Below are 18,055 nucleotides of genomic sequence, written 5' to 3'. Positions count from 1 at the left end.
AAAACAAAGGCCAAGTTGCAAACATGCTAAGTCAGCTATTTAAAAAGCCTTCATCTATGATGGTAGGGATCGACATTGGATCGCACTGCATTAAAGCAGTGTTGTTGCAGGAGACAGACACAGGTTTGCGACTTGAGGCGTTAGCTATAGAGCCAATGCCAAAGGGAGCAATGTCTGAGCGTACAATTCAAGACATTGAAGCGATTGGCAATGTTATCGCTAAATTAAAAAGGAAAATACCTAAATCTGTTCAGGCTGCGGCAGTAGCCGTGTCTGGTCAAACCGTGATCACCAAAGTGATTTTCATGGATGTATCATTAACTGATGCTGAATTAGAGTCGCAAATTGCAATTGAGGCAGATAGCCTCATACCGTACCCACTTGATGAAGTAAATATAGACTTTGAAAAACTCGCCATTAATGAGGCCGATCCGAGCAAGGTTAATGTATTGCTCTCAGCTGCCCGTACAGAAAGTGTTGAGGCACGCGTTGGTGCTTTAGAAACGGCTAATTTAAAAGCTAAAGTGGTCGATGTAGAAAGTTATGCACTTAGTCGAACGATGGATGTGTACTACCAGCAGTTGCCAAGCGATGCGTACAATAAGTGTGTTGCTGTGGTTGATATTGGTGCCGTGCTGATGTTAGTGAGCGTGGTACAAGCGGGTGAAACTATTTATACCCGTGACCAAGTGTTCGGTGGTGATCAATATACAAATAGCATTGTTGCTTACTACAACAAAAGTTTTGATGAAGCTGAAATCGGCAAAACAACCGGTGATTTGCCGCCTAATTACACCTTTGAAGTATTGGCACCTTTCCAAACATCGTTGCTACAGCAAGTAAGACGTGCGGTGCAAATGTTCTTAACCACAAGTGGCAAAGATCATGTTGACTATATCGTTTTAACCGGTGGCACGGCGATGATTGAAGGGTTAGATCGCTTACTCATTGAAGAATTAGGAATTCATACTGTGGTTGCTGATCCTTTCGCAAACATTGAGGTTTCTCCAAGAGTTGATCGCAATGTGCTGCAGCGTCACCGAACGCAGTTTGCGATAGCTACTGGGTTGGCGTTAAGGAGCTTTTCATCATGCCACATATAAACCTACTGCCTTGGCGCGAACAACAACGTAAAGAATCACAGAATAAATTTGTGACAGTACTTTTTGCAGTTGTGGTTATCAGTTTCTTAAGTATGTATATATTAAGCTCTTTTTATAGTGGTTTACGCGAAGGGCAAAATATAAAAAATGATTTCTTAAATACAGAAATTGCCTTGCTTAATCAGCGTATCCGCGAGATTAATGATCTTGATAAGAAAAAAGAAAGCCTTCAACAACGCATGCGACTCATTGAAGAGCTACAAAGTAGTCGTAACCTTGGTACGCAGATTATGGATGAAGTGGCAAAAATAGTGCCAGCGGGTGTCTATCTTACCAAGCTTGAGCGCCAAAATGACCGTATTCATGTGATTGGTCGCAGTGAATCTAACAATCGCTTATCGACGATGTTACGACAAGTGCAAAGCTCTTATTTGTTAGAGCGACCCGTAATGCAAGGCATTGTTGCAGGTGAACAAACATCTAGGCTATTGAGTGATTTTAATATGGATTTTTACGTTAAACCGTTTGATAAAATAGGAGAAGCACCTAATGAGCCTTGATATCAAATCGTTAACTGAAATAGATTGGAATGAAATAGAACTCGAAAACATGGGCGATTGGCCCATTGCTGTAAAAGCACTGTGTTGTGCGTTTGTTGCGGCAATCGTGTTGTATTTCAGCTATAGCTTGTTAGTGTCAGACGAAATAACCAGCTATCACGCCGCGGTTGCAAAAGAAACCGAACTGCGCAATACGTACAAACAAAAATACGCTTTAGCCAGTAAATTAGAGTTATATCGTCAACAAATGGTCGACATGGAAGAAAAGTTTTCACAGCTTTTAAAACGCTTACCAACGTCGAATGAAACACCGGGGCTCCTTGACGACTTATCGTATGTGGGGACAACGAGCGGCTTAACCTTTTTGAAGATTGGCTGGTTGCCGGAAATTAAAAAAGAGTTTTACACCGAATTACCCATTAAAATTGAGGTAATAGGAACCTATCATGAGTTTGGTGACTTTGTTGGCAAAGTGGCACAGTTACCACGTATTGTGAGTTTGCATGATTTTACCATTCAAACGTCTAACGAGAATGAATTAACCTTTAGCGTTGTGGCAAAAACCTACCGTTATGAAGGGGGGCCTAAGAAATGAGAAAGCTCCCGTTAATTATTGTTATGAGCTTGCTTCTCAGCGCCTGTAATGATGATACTTCAGAACAAAAAGAGTTTATTGATCAGGTAAAAGCGAGCACGACCCCTGAGGTTGAGCCTATTCCTCAAATGGCAAAGTTTGAATATTTTGAATACAGTGCAGGTGAGTTACGTAGTCCGTTTGTCGCTCCAAAACCAGAAATAATTCAAAATAACTTGGTTCAAGTTAAAAACTGTTTACACCCAGACCCTGACCGTGTTCGTCAACCACTTGAAAAATACCCGCTCGATAACTTGTCAATGAAAGGCACTATCGGTAGTAAAGGGAGAACCTGGGCATTGATCAAAGCCGCTGACGACACGCTATATCGTGTCACAGAGGGTAATTATCTAGGTTTGTATCATGGTGAAATAAAAGAAGTGCACGACAATTATATACAATTATTAGAATTAATTCCTGATGGGTCTGGTTGTTGGAAAGAGCGTCTGACAAAACTAGAAATGTTAGAGGCAGATACAAATGGTGCAAGTTAATCGTATGAAAGGTAAAAATAAGATGCATAAAGGAATGGCTTGGTTAGTACACATGCACAAATTTATGTTGGCGGCATTGGCACTCTTAATGACGCAGACAGCGATTGCTGCTCCTCTTCTCTATGATGTGCGTTATAACCCCTTGATGAAAGGCGAAACGCAATTACAGTTAGTGTTTGATGAGGCCCTTACCTTTGAGCCAAAAGTGCAAGTGTACAATTCGCCTGCACGCATTGAGATGTTATTTAGCGATGTCGGTGTAGATAACAATGTCCGCGATGTTGAAATAAATCAGGCGGGTATTAAACATGTCAGCAGCACAATGACATCACAAGGCTTGAAAGTAACCGTTTCTTTAGAGCGTTTAAAAATTTATAAAACGACTGCGAAAGATAACATCGTCACTTTACACGTATCAGACAACCCAATCACCACCGATGAGTCGGCTGATCCGCTATCAGCAAAAAATAATTACATTAATACGGTGCAATCAATTGATTTTCGTCGCGGTGATAAAGGCGAAGCGCGCTTACTTGTGTTTTTACAAGATACGCAAGCGGCAATCGATGTACATGAAAGCGGTGGTAAAATTGTTGCAGAATTTCACCATACAGACATTTTAGACGATTTATTATATCAATTAGATGTTCTTGATTTTGGCACTGTTGTTAGCACGATAGAAACGTTTAAAGAAGATAATTTGACGCGCATTGTAATTGAACCTAATGCCGCATTTAAATTTACGCATCAGCAGATCGAAAATATCTTTACTTTGACCGTCGAAAAAGATGACTCACAACGCGCATACCTTGATGGCGGTATTGAATACCAAGGTCGCCCAATGACCTTAAACTTTCAAGATATTCCGGTCCGTGCTGTGCTGCAAATTATCGCAGGCTATAACGAGTTTAACCTTGTCACCAGCGACTCAGTGTCAGGTAACATCACATTACGCCTAGAAGGTGTGCCATGGGATCAAGCACTCGACGTGGTGTTAAAAGTGAAAGGCTTAGACAAACGCATGGATGGCACCATTTTAATGGTGGCACCGTCTGAAGAATTGGCTGCTCGCGAAGCGAAAGAGTTAAAAGCAAAACAGCAAGTTGAAGACCTAGAGCCTTTATACAGTGAATATATTCGTCTTAACTACGCGAAAGCGGAAGAGTTCGCCGATTTATTAAAAACCGACACTAACAGCATCATTTCTGCACGTGGCAGCGTGTCGGTTGATAAGCGCACCAATACACTATTAATTAAAGACACCGCTAAGAGCATAGAGAGTGTTCGCCGTATGGTTGATACGCTTGATATTGCGGTGCGACAAGTTGTTATTGAGTCTCGTATGGTGACGGTTCGTGATAACGTACAAGAAGACTTAGGTGTGCGTTGGGGCTTTAGTGACCAGCAAGGCACTGATGGCTTAGCGGGAACACTTGAAGGCGCTGAAACGATTTCAAATGGTTTGATCCCGAACGTCGCTGATCGTCTAAATGTTAACTTACCAATCTCAAACCCAGCAGGGAGCATTGGTATGCATGTTGCGAAACTTGCCAATGGCACTTTAATTGATCTCGAGCTGACTGCGCTTGAAGAAGAAAATAAAGGTGAAATCATTGCCAGCCCTCGTATTACCACAGCAAACCAGCAAAAAGCCCGTATTGAGCAAGGTACTGAAATTCCCTATGTAGAGGCTGCTTCAAGTGGTGCAACAACGGTGAGTTTCAAAAAGGCGGTATTAAGCCTTGAAGTGACACCGCATATCACGCCAGACAACAAGGTGATTCTTGACCTTATTATCACTCAAGATACACGAGGCGATACGGTACAGACTCCAACAGGCCCTGCAGTCGCTATTGATACGCAACAGATCCAAACACAAGTGTTGGTTGAAAATGGCCAAACCGTCGTACTCGGTGGTATTTTTCAACAACAAATTGTGAACTCAACAAAGAAAGTACCTCTACTAGGTGACATTCCATATTTAGGTGTGCTGTTTAGAAGTACGAGTGAATTTAATGAAAAAAGAGAGTTGCTAATCTTCGTAACACCAAAAATTCAGATAGATTAAGTGTTTTTTTCTTAAGCAACGAGCAATTCGCAGGTTTAATTGCTCGTTATGAGGCTTTTTACGCTAATTGACTTGAAATGACCAATCAATTACTGAGATAATCCCCTCCTTAATTTTGGGGCCAGGTCGTTAGGCGGGGTTTTATTTCAAATTTTAGAGTTCGTTTGTACTAAAAAGATATGGCTGAGAAACGTAATATATTTCTAGTGGGCCCTATGGGGGCTGGCAAAAGCACAATTGGTCGTCACATTGCTGACCAATTACACCTTGAATTTTTCGATTCAGATCAAGAGATCGAGCGTCGTACAGGAGCAGATATTGCTTGGGTATTCGATCTTGAGGGTGAAGAGGGCTTCCGACTTCGTGAAGAAACTGTTATTTCAGACTTAACTGAGATGCAAGGCATTGTTCTTGCTACTGGTGGTGGTTCTGTGATCAGTAAAGAAGTTCGTAATAAGCTTTCTGCTCGAGGTATCGTTGTATACCTAGAGACACCGATCGAAAAGCAGGTTGCACGCACACAGCGCGACAAGCGTCGCCCATTATTGCAAACAGAAGAAGCACCGCGCGATGTATTAGAGCGCTTAGCTGAAGAACGCGAACCGTTATACAAAGAAGTGGCTGATTTTGTTGTCCGCACTGATGAGCAAAGCGCTAAAGTTGTTGCTAATCAAATCATTGAGAAATTAGATTTTTAAAAACCAATAATAAAAAGGAAATTAGCGATGCTTGAATTAACTGTTAATTTGGACGAGCGAAGTTATCCTATTTATATTGGTCAATCTGCACTTCAACAGACAGGTCGACTCCGCGAGCACATTGGCGATTGTCGACCTATCATTATCACCAACGACACCATTGCACCTTTGTATTTAGATGATGTAATGACGTCGTTGGCTGATCTTAATCCGTTATCTTTTGTTATTCCTGATGGTGAGCAATTTAAATCACTGGATTGGTTTGAAAAGATTTCAGCGTTTTTACTTGAGCATAACTGTGGTCGTGACACCTGCTTAATTGCATTAGGCGGGGGTGTTGTAGGTGATTTAACGGGCTTTGTAGCTGCGTGTTATCAGCGTGGTGTGCCGTTTATTCAAATACCGACGACATTGTTGTCGCAAGTAGATTCATCTGTGGGCGGTAAAACAGCGGTTAACCATCCGCTGGGTAAAAACATGATTGGTGCTTTTTACCAACCGCAAGCTGTGTTTATTGATACCAAATCATTGCATACTCTGCCAGAGCGCGAGTTTGCAGCCGGTATGGCAGAAGTAATCAAGTACGGCTTAATCTACGATACAGAGCTATTTGCTTATCTTGAGCAAAATATCGCAAAGCTAAAGTCACTTGACGAGCAAACGCTTCAGCATGTGATTTATCGTTGCTGCGAAATCAAAGCACTTATTGTTGCAGAAGATGAAAAAGAAGCTGGTTTACGTGCACTCCTAAACCTGGGCCATACTTTTGGTCATGCTATTGAAGCACAAATGGGTTACGGTAATTGGTTGCATGGAGAAGCCGTGGCGGCAGGTATGGTGCTTGCAGCCCGACTGGCACACACGCGAGGCGACTTATCAGCATCTGAGGTTGAGCGTATTGTGCTGTTAATATCACAGTATGATTTACCTGTGGATATTCCAAGCGAGATGACCAGTGAGCAGTTTCTGATTCATATGCGCAAAGATAAAAAAAATAAAAAAGGCACCATTCGCTTTATTCTTCCTACACAATTTGGTCAATGTGCGCTGGTCAGTGATGTAACCGATCAGCAGGTCTGTGATTTAATAGCGCGCTAATGCAATCACAAATATTGCCTAGCCGTGCAGCGCTAGTTGATCGTATTGCCCTCCAATTCGAATATGGGCAGAACCTAATATGCTTATTAGGCGCATCAGGATTAGGAAAAAGTTATTTGTTGGAAACGTTTATTACCGACAAATATCTTGAGTTCAACAAAGCATTTGTACAACTTTCTGGCAAGATGACTGATCAACAGTTCATCACTGAGCTACTCGAACAAAACTTTCGTAACCCACTGATTGATCACACCCTCAGTTTATCTGAAAACTTTTATCAGCTTTATAAACAACAACCCTGCGGTAATTGTTTGTGGGTGATTGATGGCGGCCGTCATTTATCAGATGAAATGATCCAACAGTTAGAAACGTTAGCCAAACAAAGCCCAACAACTTTATATATTTTGCTTGCCTCACAATCATCGGGGCAGTTTACGCAAGCGGTTGAAATTCATCTTGAAGCATTGAACATAAGTGAAAGTAAGCAGCTAATGCGCTGGTTCTTTGATAACTTACCTGTTGAGGAAGACCCTGTATTTCGTACTTTTTTACAAGAAGCACAGGGCAATCCTGCGTTGCTACTTGAATGGCAACCTGAGCTACAAACTGCTGATATTCGTGCGCCAGAAAAAAGTTATAAGCTGCTGTATATCATTTTATTGTTGTTAACGACCATGCTGTTGATTATTGGCTTTTTATACAAAGCTGATATGACTCAGTGGTGGAAAGCGCATTATCAACAAGATACCGCCTTACCTGTGGAAACGGCACTTTCTACTGACGCTGTTGTTAACTCGCAAAGAGACACCGAACTTAACGCCGGTGAGCAGCCAGAACCAGAACGAGCACCAGAGCTGCCATCGCCAACAGTTGAAACCGCAGAGGTTATTAAGCAACCCGCTGAAAAGCATGAAAATAATGTTGCTGCAATTGTTGATAGCCTCGCGCCAGATAAAACGATTGAGCAACCATCACAGCCAATAGAAACGCCAAGCAGTGATGAAATTGCCGCTGCGCTTACATCTGATGCGAAAAATACTGATAACATTGATTCATTCATAGAAGAGCCTGTGAATGACAAACCGCCACTACTTAGCGGTAATGCTTGGTATTTAGCACAGCCAGACAATAATTTTGTTATTCAGCTATTGGCTGTCACGAACCCACAGATCAGCGAGAAATTTATCGCTGAAAATACCTTACAAGGGCAAGTGAATACTTATAAAAGCATGCGCAGTGGCAAGCCATGGTGGATTGTCACTTATGGCAGTTTTTCGACCTTAAGTGATGCTAAGAAAGCAGCCTTATCACTTTCTGAAAATGTGCGTAAAAATCAGCCTTTTTATAAAAAAATAAGTAAAATTAAACAAGAAATCGCTTCACTAGATCAGTAAATTAAAACTGATTAGTGTAAAATCGCGCAACACTGAATTGAAGTTAAGAGCAGATGCAGCAAAAGACCAGGGCCTTCCTTAAATGGGCAGGCGGAAAATACAGCCTAGTTGAGGACATTCACGCCCGTTTAAAACAAGCGAGTATGAATGCAGACACCTTAGTTGAGCCTTTTGTTGGTGCGGGTTCAGTGTTTTTAAATACTGATTTTAAGCATTATATTTTGAATGATATCAATGCAGATCTCATCAATTTATACACTGAGTTAAAGCGCTCGCCAGATGAGTTTATTAGCGACGCTAAAAAGTTGTTTGTTGAATTAAACAACCACCCAGAAGCTTACTATGAATATCGTGTGCAGTTTAATCAAAGTAGCGATGTGTATGAGCGTGCTATTTTATTCTTATACATGAATCGTCATGGTTATAATGGTCTATGCCGTTATAACTTGAAGGGGATTTTTAACGTCCCCTTTGGAAAATATAAACGTCCCTATTTCCCTGAAAAAGAAATGAGCTTTTTTGCTGAGAAAGCACAGCAAGCTACGTTTACCTGCCTAGGCTATGACGAAGTCTTTAAGCTTATTCCTGAAAACGCTGTTGTGTACTGTGACCCACCGTATGTGCCGCTCAGTAAAACCGCGTCTTTTACGTCATATGCCAAAGGGGGGTTTAACTTAGATGATCAAGCAAACCTAGCAAATTTAGCCGAGCAAGCTGCTTTTGAAAACAATACACCAGTGCTTATCTCGAATCATGATACGGTCTGGACGCGTAAAATATACAGCCAAGCATCATTAGACGAAATTCAAGTTAAGCGAACAATCAGCCCTAAAGGCGGTTCACGCAATAAAGTCAATGAGTTAATGGCTATGTACTTAGCACCAAAGACACGGTGAAATAGATAGCAGCGACGAAAAGAATAAATAAGATGAGGGCAATCACAGCGAGGGAGCTGAGTGAATGCTCTTTGAAATCAGCTTGACGTTTGTCTTCTGATTGAACACCAAAAAATGCCGCAACGACACTTTGTAATGCACTAAAGAATTTTTTCATGCGATTTAGAACGTTGAGCCTAAACCGCTAACTTTCTTTGATTCTTCGCTGCTAGTTAACAGTTCAAGTAAATCTAAGTAATGAAATTGAGCACTACGGCTATCGCCCGTTATCCACGAAAACCAACCCGTTTCTTTATTAGTTTGAATACATTGATTAGTCGAAGACGATACAGTAATCGTATTGCATTGACAGTCTGATGTGGCTGCTAGAAATGTATCTTCATCATTTGAAGAAAGTGATACAAAAGCAGTAACTGAAAGTGCGGACGCGATTAAGATCCCAGTTTTAAAAGCACGCATTGTAATAACCTTTGTTTGTGTTATTTAGACAAGCATACATAAAAGTTGTTCAAATAACAAACTTAATTAATGCTGAATTAGATGATTTTTTAGTAAAATTAGCAGCTTGAAGTAAATGAAATGTTTAATTTTTGTTTGTTTTTAGTTGTTATTAAAAAAGAGGTTATACGCAATGGGTTCGTTCTTTTTACCTAGATTCAATAGTCTAAAAGACTGACTCTATTATTTTGTCGGGCGCTGCGCTTTCGTGCCGGTGTTTAAATCAGCTAACGATTGGGTTACATTAAGCGCACTTTCATTGCTGTAGCAAATTTTAAGGGATCTCTCATGCTGGAAACATTACAAAAGTATTTAATTGCCCCGTCTATTTTATCGGCCGACTTTGCGCGTTTAGGCGAAGATGTCGATCGCGTCTTAACCAGTGGTGCTGATGTTGTACATTTTGATGTAATGGATAACCACTATGTGCCAAACCTGACCTTTGGCCCCATGATTTGCAAAGCATTACGTGACTACGGTGTTACCGCACCGATAGATGTGCATTTAATGGTGAAGCCGGTTGACCGCTTAATTCCTGATTTTGCTGAAGCTGGGGCGTCAATTATTAGTTTTCACCCAGAAGCCAGTGAACATATTGACCGCACCTTACAGCTAATTAAAGATTGTGGTTGCCAAGCGGGATTGGTGTTTAATCCTGCAACCAGCCTGAGCTACCTTGAGCATGTTCTCGACAAAGTTGATGTGATCTTATTGATGTCGGTAAACCCCGGTTTTGGTGGTCAAAGCTTTATTCCACATACCTTAGACAAGTTACGTCAAGCGCGTAAAATTATTGAACAATCAGGTCGAAATATTCGCCTTGAAGTGGATGGCGGTGTTAATGTGGATAACATTGCAGAAATCGCTGAGGCAGGAGCCGATATGTTTGTTGCCGGTTCTGCTATTTTCAACCAACCTGATTACAAAGAGGTGATCGATAAAATGCGTGCAGAGCTAGGAAACGTTAATTCATGAGATACGATGCTGCCTTTTTTGACCTCGACGGCACATTAGTCGACAGTGTTTATGATTTGTATATTGCCATGAATTTAACGCTAACAGATTTAGCGTTCCCAGTGGTCACACAAAAATTAGTGGAAGGTTGGGTTGGTAATGGCATAGAAACGCTTGTTAAGCGAGGCTTGAGCGGTGATATGCAAATAAGCGAGCATTTAGATGATGCGTTGGCACAGCAAGCTATCACTCTTTTTTATCAGCATTATGATGAGGTTGTTGGTGATTATAGCGCGCTTTATCAGCACGTTGAGACAGGTCTTGCAGCGCTGGCAAGCATACCCAAAGTCATCATAACCAACAAAGCACGCCGCTTTACTGAAAAACTACTTGATAAGTTGGCACTTACTCATCATTTTCAGTTTATTGTTTGCGGCGATGATATGACAAAAAAACCATCAGCTGAACCGTTACAATTTGCTTGCAGACAACTTAATGTAAGCCCAGAAAAAGCCATTATGATCGGTGACTCTAAAAGCGATGTATTAGCAGCTAAAGCTGCTAATGTTGATGTTATCGCGCTCGGTTATGGTTATAACCAAGGTGAAAACCTTGCTGATTTCAATCCAGAGTACCTCTGTGATAATTTCTTAGATATAATACCTGTTCTTACGCAAAGGTAAGTGCATTTTAAATTTAGTCTTATTAGTTTAGTAAAATAAAGGAACATCATGAGTAAACCAGTAGTGTTAAGTGGCATTCAGCCAACCGGTGGTATGACAATAGGCAACTATGTTGGCGCTATTAACCAGTGGCTTAAGCTACAGGAAGACCACGAAAGTTTCTTTATGCTGGTTGATTTACATGCCATTACTGTACGTCAAGATCCTGAGCAGCTGCGCTCACGTGTTTTAGATGGTATTGCATTGTATGCGGCGTGTGGTATCGACCCTGAAAAATCTGCGTTATTTGTTCAATCTCAAGTGCCAGAGCATGCTCAGCTTAGTTGGGTTTTAAACTGCTATGCGCAAATGGGTGAGCTTAACCGTATGACGCAATTTAAAGACAAGTCATCAAAGCATGCTAATAACGTAAACGTGGGCTTATTTTCATACCCTGTATTACAAGCCGCTGATATTTTGTTGTATCAAGCAGATCAAGTGCCAGTAGGCGAAGACCAAAAGCAGCATTTAGAGCTTACTCGTGATATTGCGACGCGTTTTAATAACCTGTACGGAGACGTATTTAAGCTTCCTGAGCCATACATTCCTGAATTTGGTGCACGTGTAATGAGCTTGCAAGACCCACTAAAGAAAATGTCTAAGTCAGATGAAAATCCAAACGGCTACATCATGTTGTTAGATGAACCGAAGAAGATTGAAAAGAAACTGAAAAAAGCCGTTACTGATTCAGACGAGCAAGCACGTATTTACTTCGACCGTGAAGAAAAACCAGGCGTATCTAATTTACTTACCTTGTTATCAGTTGCCACTAAACGCTCAATCGAAGACTTAGTGCCTGAGTACGAAGATAAAATGTATGGTCACCTGAAAAAAGATACAGCAGCAGCCGTGGTTAGCATGATTGAGCCTATCCAAGCGCGTTTTCATGAAATTCGTGATGATCAAGCGTTACTTAATAGCATCATGAAGTCTGGCGCTGAGAAAGCGAGTATTCGTGCTGAAAAAACATTAAAAGCAGTGTACGACGCGGTGGGTTTTATTCCTCGCCCGTAGTCATATAACAAGGGCGTTTAAAGATATAAAAATACCGCTTATAAGCGGTATTTTTATATCTAAGCGTCTAACAGAAACTCAATGCCATTAAGGCGCTAAATAGGCAAATGAGTGACACAGCATATTTATCTGTTTTTTCCATTCTACGTTCCTCATCACATTTAAAATATGACTCAATTTTCATCAAAGCTGGTTGGGTATATCTTCAGGTATAAAGGTTGGTGACCTGTTGATAGCGCTACAATAACGGCCTTAGAGGGGGAATGTCGCTTATCAAGATATGAGCAATTTGTTTGATAAGGTTTTTTAATTGATATCTTTTATTTATCAGTGGGTTATATTTAAACCTTATGAAAGGAAATAAGCTTTTAATCAGTACTTTTTAGTGTTTTTTATTGCTTAGTAGGCTTTGCTTTAGCTGCGCTTTCTTTCATTGGTTTCAAAAAACGCAGTAAGCTAAGTGAGTAGCGTGTTTGAGCCGCTATTTTTTAACGGGCGTAACGCCAGGCGAATCACAAGCGATCACCGAAAAGCGATAGCCATACGGCGCATTGTGATCGGGGGTAATTTGAACAATCTCATAATCATTCAATTCCACAGCTTTACTCGTCTCATCTTTTAAGCAACGAGAGTAACTATCAGCCTCAAAGCTAAAAGCAAACATGGCAATGAGACGTTTGCTGCGCTCAAAGTAGCCCTTGGTATTTAAAAATTGACGTAAGTTTTCAACGGTTTCACTCTCACCATCACTCTCACCCTCACTGTCTATCTCAACATTGCGCTTAGATGGGGGCGTTTCTGCGCTGCTCTTTGGAAGGTGTTGTTCTATTTTTTCACTGATTTCTTCAACGGCTTTTTGTTGCTCAGAGGGTGACTCTTTTGCTATCGCTTGGCCATCAACAAAGCTTGTAAGAATATTATCAAGCACCTCTTCAGGTGGTTTGTCATTAATGAACGAAGTCAGATTAATAAAGACCACTGACGCTAATATAAAGCGCACTATAGCCGTTAATAATGGTGAATAACTTTGACTAATAAATTTTATTCGCTCTGAGCCAAACGGTTTTATTAATAATAAAATGAAGATATAGAAGGGTAAAAAAAGTTGAAACAACAGCAGGGTACCTAATGTGATCCCCATTGCCCAAGGGGGCAAATACAGTAAGGTGGCAAAGTTATGGGTATAGTTAAAGTGGTTGGCCGACACATGGGTAACGTCATTAACAATGCCACTGGCCCCAGCTAATACAAAGTTTGCGATACTGGCATAGAAAATTAAGATGAGTGCTTTGCCCGCTAAAGAGTGCCACAGCTGATTAAACTTAGGCCAAAATTCAATAACGAGGGCAATGATAGTGATGGTGGCACTTAGCCAGCCTGATTGCAGAACAATCAGGCTGCTTAATGCTAAAAGGTAGAGCTTTTGTGCGGTACTTAAGTTAAACCAAATGGCTTGTATACGTTCAACCAACCTTGTTTTATGAGGTTGCCAGCTACGCTGCTGTTGTTGAAACTGTTTATTAGCGCGCCACTTCGCTATTTTTAAATACCTACGCACCCAACGTCCTTTTTTATAGTAGTGGTTTTAAGTATCTGCCTGTGTGTGAACGTTCGCAATCGGCCACTTCTTCAGGGGTACCCGAAATTAAAATTTCACCGCCGCCAGAGCCCCCTTCAGGGCCTAAATCGACAATCCAGTCAGCAGTTTTGATCACATCAAGATTGTGTTCAATCACTACAATGGTATTGCCATGGTCGCGTAAACGGTGAAGCACCACTAATAATTGCTGAATATCAGCAAAGTGTAAACCTGTTGTAGGTTCATCAAGTATATAGAGTGTTTTACCCGTGTCGCGTTTTGATAGCTCACGTGCCAGTTTTACACGCTGCGCTTCACCACCTGATAAGGTTGTTGCTGCTTGCCCTAAACGGATATAAGACAAGCCAACATCCATTAGGGTTTGTAGCTTGCGGGCAATCGCGGGAATTTTATCAAAATACTCGCGCGCGTCTTCCACGGTCATTTCTAATACTTGGTGAATATTTTTACCTTTGTACTGTACTTCAAGTGTTTCACGGTTGTAGCGCTGACCTTTACATACATCACACGGCACATACACGTCTGGTAAAAAGTGCATTTCTACTTTGATTACGCCATCACCTTGACACGCTTCACAACGACCGCCTTTCACGTTAAAGCTAAAGCGACCGACTTTATAACCTCGTGAGCGGGCTTCTTGGGTGCCAGCAAACAGTTCACGAATACCAGTAAAAATACCGGTGTATGTGGCAGGGTTTGAACGTGGCGTACGGCCAATCGGGCTTTGGTCAATATCAATTACTTTATCAAAGTGTTCAAGACCACTAATCGATTTATACGGTGCGGCCTCTGCGGTCGTTGCACCATTAAGTTCAGTGTGAGCGAGTTTAAATAAGGTGTCGTTGATAAGCGTTGACTTACCAGAGCCTGAAACACCAGTGATACAGGTCATCAAACCGAATGGAATTTTTAAATCAACATTCTTTAGGTTATTACCCGTTGCGCCGAATAGCTCAAGCCATTTGTCGTTCGTTGGATGACGAGTGGTTGGTACTTCAATTTTTTTCACACCCGATAAGTATTGCCCGGTGATAGAGTCTTTGCTCGCTAAAATATCGTCATGCGTACCTTGTGCGATAACATGACCACCATGAACACCGGCACCTGGACCAATATCGATAATGTGATCTGCAGCGCGAATTGCATCTTCATCGTGTTCAACCACTATCACGGTATTCCCTAAATCGCGAAGGTGAATAAGGGTTTTTAGCAAGCGGTCGTTGTCGCGTTGGTGTAAACCAATTGACGGTTCATCCAGTACATACATAACACCAACAAGCCCAGCACCAATTTGGCTTGCCAAGCGAATACGCTGCGCTTCACCGCCCGATAGCGTGTCTGCACTGCGCTCAAGTGATAAGTAGTTTAAGCCAACATTTATTAAAAACGATAAGCGATCACGGATCTCTTTTAAGATTTTATCGGCAATCTGAGCACGCTGACCTGTAAGCGCTAGGCCTTCAAAAAATGCCATACTTTCACCAATACTCATGGTGGTGATGGCAGGCAAATTAGTTTGACCTATGAATACGTGACGAGCCTCTTGGCGTAAACGAGAACCATGACAGCTTGGACATGCTTGGCTGGTTTGATATTTTGCCAGCTCTTCGCGAACTGAGTTTGACTCGGTTTCGCGGTAGCGGCGGTTCATATTATTTAATACACCTTCAAACTCGTGATTACGAGTAATAAGGTCGCCGCGGTCATTTCGATAATTAAAGGCGATTTTGGTTTTACCCGATCCTTCAAGAATGACTTTTTGGGCATCTTTACTTAATTCTTGAAACGGGGCTTCTAGGTCAAAGCCATAGTGTTCAGCCACTGCTTGCAGCATCTGAAAATAATAAAAGCTGCGTTTGTCCCAGCCCTTAATCGCACCGCCCGATAAACTTAGCTCTGGGTTTTGCACCACACGATTGGGATCAAAGTACTGGCGAACCCCTAAACCATCACAGCTTTGACATGCACCAGCAGGATTATTAAACGAGAAAAGGCGAGGCTCAAGCTCGCTCATAGCGTAGCCACATGTTGGACAGGCAAAGTTTGCTGAAAAAAGCATGTCTTCGCTAAGTGAGTCATCCATTGCAGCGACGTGCGCAACACCACTTGAAAGATCAAGGGCTGTTTCGAATGACTCGGCTAAGCGCTGCTGCTGACCATCTTTCACTTTAAAACGATCGACAACCACTTCTATCGTGTGCTTTTTGTGCAGCTCTAACGTGGGAGGATCTGATAAGTCACATACCTCACCATCTATACGGGCACGAATAAAACCTTGACTTGCTAGTTGCTCAAGTAGCTTTACATGCTCACCTTTACGGTCTTTAACCACGGGGGCGAGTAGCATAAGTTTACTGCCCTCTGGCAGAGCTAAAACCGTGTCGACCATTTGGCTAATTGTTTGTGCTGCCAGTGGTAGGTCGTGGGTAGGGCAGCGAGGTTCACCAACACGGGCAAAGAGTAAACGCAGGTAATCGTATATCTCGGTGATTGTGCCAACCGTCGAACGTGGATTGTGCGAGGTTGATTTTTGCTCAATAGAGATAGCCGGTGAAAGACCTTCGATATGATCAACATCAGGCTTTTCCATTAACGATAAAAATTGTCTTGCATAGGCTGAGAGTGATTCTACATAACGACGTTGCCCTTCTGCATACAATGTATCAAACGCTAAAGACGATTTCCCTGAACCAGATAGGCCAGTGATAACTATCAGCTTATCACGGGGAATGGTTAGGCTGATGTCTTTTAAATTGTGCGTACGGGCGCCTCGGACTTCAATGTTTTCCATGCTATCTCGTTTTATTACCAAGTGATTATTTCAGTATCTCACAATACGCGACAAGATTAATCCTTGATCAAAGAAAAAATCCTCACTTACAGGTGATTATTTATTTTTCGCTTGTGGTAGAATCCACGCTTACATTTTAATAGACAGCAAGATTCAGTAATTCATGACAGCATCTTCACTCAACTCCCGAGAAAAACGCGCTGCCGTTTCGTTAGCGAGCGTGTTTGCGTTCCGTATGCTTGGCCTATTTATGTTGATGCCAGTTCTGGCTATTTATGGTCAGCAATTGGAAGGTTTTTCGCCGCTATGGATTGGTTTTGCAATCGGTGCGTATGGTTTAACGCAAGCCGTGTTACAAATTCCAATGGGGTGGTTGTCGGATAAAATAGGCCGTAAAAAAGTGATTATTGGAGGCCTGTGCGTGTTTGCGCTTGGTTCCGTTATTGCTGCCACCGCCGAGTCGGTACAAATGGTGACGTTTGGCCGTGCATTACAAGGTATGGGCGCGATTGCCAGTGCGTTACTTGCTTTGGCTTCAGATTTAAGCCGAGATGAGCAGCGTCCAAAGGTGATGGCTGTTATTGGTATGTGTATTGGTATGAGCTTTGCTGTTGCGATGCTACTAGGGCCAATAGTTGCGGCATCTTGGGGTGTTGCTGGCGTTTTTTGGCTAACAGCTGGGTTGGCCATTTTAGGTATTTTTATTGTCTTGTTTTTGGTTCCAAATGCAGTAAACAAGGCACCCAAAGGCGACACGCTTGCCACCTTAGATGACATAAAACAATTAATTAAACACCCGCAATTAGCACGTTTAGATTTTGGGGTTATGTTACTTCATCTTACGTTAACCACGGTGTTTGTAGCCTTACCGGGTCAATTAATTAAAGATGGATTAATTGCTGATCATCATTGGTATTTATATATTCCAGTCTTATTTTTAGCGTTTTTCTTAATGGCGCCAATGATGATAGTGGCTATCCGCAAAGAAAAAGAAAAACAGGCGTTTATTGGTTCAATCGCTTTATTAGTATTGAGCATGCTGGCGATGTCATTCTGGGTTGATTCTGTGATTGGCATCGGTGTGTGTATGTTAGTTTACTTTGTCGCATTTAATTTTTTAGAAGCCACTATGCCTGCATTAGTGTCTCGTATTGCCCCTGCAAACCAGAAAGGCTCTGCCATGGGCGTGTTTTCGTCTACGCAGTTTTTTGGTGCCTTTTTAGGTGGTTTATTGGGGGGCTATGTTGCACAAGCGCTAAGTGCGCAAGCAGTGTTTGCGGCGGCGGCACTTGTTGGGGTAATATGGCTTATCCTTGCTTGGAATATGCAAGTCCCACCAAGAAGTAAAATTATTAGCTTAATGACAGAATTAAGTTCCGAGCAGCAGGCACAAGCGCTTGCTTCTCGTCTAGTTGCTTTACCGGGCGTAATAGAAGCAACGGTTGTTTGCGATGAAAATCGCAGCTATTTAAAGATTAATGATAAAGAATTTGACCTAGACCAAGCACGAAAAGCGGCTGGTTTAATCTAA

Annotated in this window: 17 protein-coding genes; 13 read left to right on the top strand and 4 right to left on the bottom strand. The window is 41.9% G+C overall.

Annotated features, from left to right (window positions below):
• The first annotated feature begins 23 nt into the window (after positions 1–23).
• From GZH31_RS14375 to GZH31_RS14335, 9 genes are all read left to right on the top strand, one after another.
• Positions 24–1,103 (top strand): pilus assembly protein PilM, encoded by a 1,080-nt coding sequence (locus GZH31_RS14375; RefSeq protein WP_074989340.1) that lies wholly within the window; start codon positions 24–26, stop codon positions 1,101–1,103.
• On the top strand, positions 1,091–1,663 hold the full coding sequence (locus tag GZH31_RS14370; RefSeq protein ID WP_074989341.1) for a PilN domain-containing protein: 573 nt from the start codon (positions 1,091–1,093) through the stop codon (positions 1,661–1,663). Before GZH31_RS14375 ends, GZH31_RS14370 begins: the two co-directional genes overlap by 13 nt.
• Positions 1,653–2,258 (top strand): type 4a pilus biogenesis protein PilO, encoded by a 606-nt coding sequence (locus GZH31_RS14365; RefSeq protein WP_036973195.1) that lies wholly within the window; start codon positions 1,653–1,655, stop codon positions 2,256–2,258. Before GZH31_RS14370 ends, GZH31_RS14365 begins: the two co-directional genes overlap by 11 nt.
• A complete protein-coding gene (locus GZH31_RS14360) occupies positions 2,255–2,791 on the top strand; it encodes a pilus assembly protein PilP (RefSeq protein WP_036973194.1) in 537 nt (178 codons plus the stop codon). The genes GZH31_RS14365 and GZH31_RS14360 overlap by 4 nt, the downstream gene beginning before the upstream one ends.
• A complete protein-coding gene (locus GZH31_RS14355; RefSeq protein ID WP_065978298.1) occupies positions 2,778–4,859 on the top strand; it encodes a type IV pilus secretin PilQ in 2,082 nt (693 codons plus the stop codon). Before GZH31_RS14360 ends, GZH31_RS14355 begins: the two co-directional genes overlap by 14 nt.
• Before the next feature lie 179 nt (positions 4,860–5,038).
• A complete protein-coding gene (aroK, locus tag GZH31_RS14350) occupies positions 5,039–5,557 on the top strand; it encodes a shikimate kinase AroK (RefSeq protein WP_036973192.1) in 519 nt (172 codons plus the stop codon).
• A gap of 27 nt (positions 5,558–5,584) precedes the next feature.
• A complete protein-coding gene (aroB, locus tag GZH31_RS14345; RefSeq protein WP_180311145.1) occupies positions 5,585–6,655 on the top strand; it encodes a 3-dehydroquinate synthase in 1,071 nt (356 codons plus the stop codon).
• Entirely contained in the window at positions 6,655–8,049 is a 1,395-nt protein-coding gene (locus GZH31_RS14340) for an AAA family ATPase (RefSeq protein ID WP_180311144.1), read from the top strand. Before aroB ends, GZH31_RS14340 begins: the two co-directional genes overlap by 1 nt.
• 53 nt (positions 8,050–8,102) lie before the next feature.
• On the top strand, positions 8,103–8,945 hold the full coding sequence (locus GZH31_RS14335) for a Dam family site-specific DNA-(adenine-N6)-methyltransferase (RefSeq protein ID WP_036973188.1): 843 nt from the start codon (positions 8,103–8,105) through the stop codon (positions 8,943–8,945).
• Here the strand turns inward: GZH31_RS14335 and GZH31_RS14330 are convergent.
• Together GZH31_RS14330 and GZH31_RS14325 are read right to left on the bottom strand one after the other, a co-directional pair.
• Entirely contained in the window at positions 8,917–9,102 is a 186-nt protein-coding gene (locus tag GZH31_RS14330) for a DUF2970 domain-containing protein (RefSeq protein ID WP_036973187.1), read from the bottom strand. The two genes, GZH31_RS14335 and GZH31_RS14330, sit on opposite strands and share 29 nt — an antisense overlap.
• A 5-nt stretch (positions 9,103–9,107) precedes the next feature.
• Positions 9,108–9,404, bottom strand: coding sequence for a hypothetical protein (locus GZH31_RS14325; protein WP_036973186.1), 297 nt, complete (start codon positions 9,402–9,404; stop codon positions 9,108–9,110).
• Positions 9,405–9,731: 327 nt separating this feature from the next.
• Between GZH31_RS14325 and rpe the strand changes: the two genes are divergently transcribed.
• The 3 genes from rpe to trpS are packed head-to-tail and all read left to right on the top strand — an operon-like array spanning position 9,732 to position 12,133.
• The gene (gene rpe, locus GZH31_RS14320; RefSeq protein WP_036973185.1) at positions 9,732–10,418 is read left to right on the top strand and encodes a ribulose-phosphate 3-epimerase; all 687 of its coding nucleotides are present in this window, start codon (positions 9,732–9,734) and stop codon (positions 10,416–10,418) included.
• Complete coding sequence (locus GZH31_RS14315) at positions 10,415–11,080, top strand: HAD-IA family hydrolase (RefSeq protein ID WP_065978303.1); 666 nt, start codon at positions 10,415–10,417, stop codon at positions 11,078–11,080. Before rpe ends, GZH31_RS14315 begins: the two co-directional genes overlap by 4 nt.
• Before the next feature lie 48 nt (positions 11,081–11,128).
• Complete coding sequence (gene trpS, locus GZH31_RS14310; RefSeq protein ID WP_036973183.1) at positions 11,129–12,133, top strand: tryptophan--tRNA ligase; 1,005 nt, start codon at positions 11,129–11,131, stop codon at positions 12,131–12,133.
• Positions 12,134–12,614: 481 nt separating this feature from the next.
• Here trpS and GZH31_RS14305 read toward each other — a convergent pair whose 3' ends face one another.
• Together GZH31_RS14305 and uvrA are read right to left on the bottom strand one after the other, a co-directional pair.
• Positions 12,615–13,691 (bottom strand): hypothetical protein, encoded by a 1,077-nt coding sequence (locus tag GZH31_RS14305; RefSeq protein WP_074989345.1) that lies wholly within the window; start codon positions 13,689–13,691, stop codon positions 12,615–12,617.
• 13 nt (positions 13,692–13,704) lie between these two features.
• Positions 13,705–16,524, bottom strand: a complete 2,820-nt coding sequence (uvrA, locus tag GZH31_RS14300) for an excinuclease ABC subunit UvrA (protein ID WP_074989346.1) — start codon at positions 16,522–16,524, stop codon at positions 13,705–13,707.
• Positions 16,525–16,687: 163 nt separating this feature from the next.
• On the opposite strand from uvrA, the gene GZH31_RS14295 reads away from it, so the two are divergent.
• The gene (locus GZH31_RS14295) at positions 16,688–18,055 is read left to right on the top strand and encodes an MFS transporter (RefSeq protein ID WP_036973178.1); all 1,368 of its coding nucleotides are present in this window, start codon (positions 16,688–16,690) and stop codon (positions 18,053–18,055) included.

Origin of the sequence: Pseudoalteromonas sp. JSTW (assembly GCF_013423925.1) — a bacterium.
Lineage (GTDB): Bacteria > Pseudomonadota > Gammaproteobacteria > Enterobacterales > Alteromonadaceae > Pseudoalteromonas > Pseudoalteromonas lipolytica.
The sequence above is the reverse complement of the archived record's forward strand: the minus strand, read 5'-3'. Positions and strand labels throughout refer to the sequence as shown.